Source organism: Kitasatospora sp. NPDC057512 (assembly GCF_042802135.1).
GTDB lineage: Bacteria > Actinomycetota > Actinomycetes > Streptomycetales > Streptomycetaceae > Kitasatospora.
Genome location: NZ_JBHVET010000913.1, coordinates 1 through 2,877, shown reverse-complemented (window position 1 = coordinate 2,877; position 2,877 = coordinate 1). Strand labels below are relative to the sequence as shown.

Genomic DNA, 2,877 nt, shown 5'->3' with positions numbered 1-2,877 from the left:
CTGTCCGGCACGGTGCCGGACAGGGGGCCAAGGGGGCGCACCCGCGTTCCCCCCGGGGGGTGTTGCGGCACGCTGCGGCGGGGCGCGCGGCAGCGGCCGCCCCGGCGCGGCAAGGGCCGGAACCCGGCCCCGGTCCTACCGGCCACGGCCCGCCGCCGTGCCGCCGTTGTGCGGCTGCCCGCTGCCGCTTCTTGTGCCGGGCCGGTCGGCGACGTCGTCCCCCGTGACGGGTTTGACCGGCCTCGCGTCCTACGCCCGGAACGGGTCCTCCAGCACGGGGATGCAGGGTGACAGCAGCGGATCCGTGTGCTCGCTCACCTGTCCGCGGGCCATCCTGAGGACGAGGACCTCGTTCTCGCGGCCGGGGTCCTCGTCATCGCGTACGTGCAGCAGGCCGTAGGAGCCCGGCGCCCGCTCGCCGACCTCGCGGAAGAACGCCGGGATCCGCGTGTCACGGTGGTTCGCGAAGCCGCCGAAGTGGACGAACACCTCCCCGTTCATCCACCGCAGATCGAGCAGGTACGGGCTGTCGATCTCCCGGACGCGTTCCTCCAGGCCCCCGACGACCAGCCGGAGACGGTCGTCGTCCCACTCCTCGTCGTCGGCGCTGGCGCTCTCCAGGACCTTGATCCAGCCGTGGTACTCGAACATGCGCCGCAGCCTACTGGGCGGTCGACCGGCGCCCCGCTCGATTCCCGCCCGCCCGGGGCGCCACGTCGTCCAACCGTCGGCCACGTGAGGAGCACGGGTCCGCGGGCGCGGCTGCGGCGGCCGCGCGTCCCGCGCCCGACCCGCCGTCCCCGCCCGGCAGGGGCGGGTCCGCCCGGGGGTGCCGCCCTCCCCGTGGGCCGCCCCGGCCCGCCAGGACGCGTCCTGTGAACGCGGCCGGGTCGGCCGCTGCCGGGGGCCGGGGGCCGGCAGCGCCCCGGGCGGTGCCCGCGGCTGCCCGGTACCGGGTGCCGACGTACTCGATGCGCACGCTCAACCATCCGCCGTCCGCCGTCCGCCGTCCGCCCCTGCCGCCGTGCCTCCGTACGGCCCGCCGCCCGCTGCCGTGCCGGTGGTGCCGGTGGTGTGTCGGTGGCGGGACAGCGTCCTGCCGGTGTGCCGACAGCGGTCGACGCAACACTCGGTGACGTCCGATCAGGAACACCCGACGACGAGGGAGCCGCCCGTGCCCCGACCCCGGCCCGCCACCGCCTTCCGTTTCCGTACCGCCTTGCGTACCGCTTCGCGTACCGCGGTCCGTGCCGCCGCGGCCGCCACGGCGGTGCTCGTGCTGGCGGCCCTGGCCCCGGCCCACACCGCGACCGCCACGACCGCCGAAACCGCCGAAACCGCCGCGACCGCGCCGCCGGTGCCGCGCCTGCACTGGGACAGGCCGTGCGCGCAGGGCTTCGAGTGCGCGACCGCCGCCGTGCCGACGGACTACCGCGACCCGCGCGGGACACCGCTCGACCTGGCCCTGATCCGCCACCGCGCCACCGATACGGCCCACCGCATCGGCTCGCTGTTCTTCAACCCCGGCGGCCCGGGCATCCCCGGCACCGCGGCCCTGCCCGCCGTCTACGGCCTGTTCCCCGAACAGGTCCGCCGCCGCTTCGACATCGTCAGCTTCGACCCGCGCGGCACCGGCGCCTCCACCACCCTCCACTGCTTCCCCGACCCCGCCGCCGAACAGGCCCTCCTCGACGGCCTGCCCGCCGGCTTCCCGACCGGCACCGACCAGCAGACGGCCTGGACCCGCGCCTACACCGGCCTCGCCCGCCACTGCGCCGACAACGACACCACCGGCCTGCTGGCCCACCTGTCCACCGCCGACACCGCCCGCGACCTCGACGTGCTGCGCCAGGCCGTCGGCGACCGGCGCCTGACCTACCTGGGCACCTCGTACGGGACCCTGCTCGGCGCCGTCTACGCCAACCTGTTCCCCGACCGGGTACGCGCGATGGTCCTGGACAGCGCCCTGGACCCGCGCGCCTGGTCCACCGGCCGCACCCCCCGACAGCGCGCCCTGCCACCGTTCCTGCGCACCGGCAGCGACCTCGCCTCCGCCCGCGCCCTGGATGCCTTCCTCGAGCGCTGCGCCGCGGCCGGCCCCGCGGCGTGCGCGTTCGCGGCGGGCGACGCGGACGCGACCCGTGCCAGGTTCGCCGCCCTGCTGGAGCGGCTGCGCCGCGGGCCGCTCGCGCCCGGCACGCCGGCGCGGGAGGTGACCTACGCCTTTGCGGTGTCCACCGTGGCGTCGATGCTGTACACGGCCGCGCCGCTGCCGGGCGTCCCCGACAGCGGCTGGGCGGCCCTGGGCGTGTGGCTGCAGGAGCTGTGGACCGCCCCCGACGCGCCGCCCGCCCCCGCCCCGCCGCCTGCCCCCGACGCGGCGCCGGCCCCGGCCTCGCCGCAGGCCCCCGTCTCGCCGCGGGCCGGTGCGGCGCCGGGCGCGCTGTCGGGGCAGGTGCAGACCCTGGGCGCCCTGTGCGCGGACACCGTCAACCCGCCCGCCGGCGCCGACTACCCGGCCCTGGCCGCCCTCGCCGAGACGCGCTCCGGCGCCGTCGGCCCGTTCTGGGTGTGGCAGACCCAGCGCTGCGCGTCCTGGCCCTCGCGGGCGGGCGGGGACCGCTACGACGGGCCGTGGGACCGCCGCACCGCCGCGCCGGTGCTGGTCGTCGCGAACACCGGTGACCCGGCCTGGCCCTACGAGGGCTCCCGCGCGATGGCCGACACCCTCGCCGGGGCCCGCCTGCTGACCGTCGACGGCTACGGGCACACGGTCCTGGGCAACCCGAGCGCCTGCGCGGCCGGGGCGCAGGAGCGCTACCTGGTGGAGGGGCGGCTGCCGGCGCGCGGGACGCTCTGCGCGCCGGACCGCCGGCC

General features: G+C 77.9%; 2 protein-coding genes. One reads left to right on the top strand and one right to left on the bottom strand.

All coding sequences use genetic code 11. The features are described 5' to 3' along the window. Positions 1-249: 249 nt before the first annotated feature. Positions 250-651, bottom strand: coding sequence for an Imm7 family immunity protein (locus tag ACFU6K_RS35680; RefSeq protein WP_380670287.1), 402 nt, complete (start codon positions 649-651; stop codon positions 250-252). Between the two features lie 568 nt (positions 652-1,219). Between ACFU6K_RS35680 and ACFU6K_RS35675 the strand changes: the two genes are divergently transcribed. After that, positions 1,220-2,877 (top strand): alpha/beta fold hydrolase (locus ACFU6K_RS35675; protein WP_380670285.1); only part of this gene is annotated, 1,658 nt, incomplete at its 3' end.